This is a genomic window from Bartonella sp. AP58NXGY (assembly GCF_042195785.1).
Classification (GTDB): Bacteria; Pseudomonadota; Alphaproteobacteria; order Rhizobiales; family Rhizobiaceae; genus Bartonella.
Genome location: NZ_JBHIOY010000143.1, coordinates 610 through 916 on the forward strand (window position 1 = coordinate 610; position 307 = coordinate 916).

The following is a 307-nucleotide window of genomic DNA, read 5'->3' on the forward strand; positions in this document are numbered from 1 at the left end:
CTCTTGGGTTTCTCTTACACCATATTGAAAGCCTGTGTCTTGTAAGAGCTTTGTTGTGATCACATCTTTTTGGGTTCTGGGAGGGGGCGTTGTTGCTCTGCCAATGCCTTCGTAGAGAGGATTTTCCTGTTGTTGGCGTTCTCCACCTTCAGCACCCGCGCCCAATGTTGTATAGATTGTTTCTAATGGTTTATGGGGAGGGCGCCTCCCTTGTGTTCTCGGATCAATTTCTGCATAGAGATGTTCTTCTGGTCTTGGGGAATGGCGCAGATCCTCACTGCTTCCGTTCGGGGAGTCATAAAGGGGA

1 pseudogene is annotated in these 307 nt (G+C 49.2%); it reads right to left on the reverse strand.

Annotated elements, in window-relative coordinates:
• Positions 1-307 (reverse strand): annotated as a pseudogene (locus tag ACFINC_RS10055) (hypothetical protein); the annotation flags it as partial.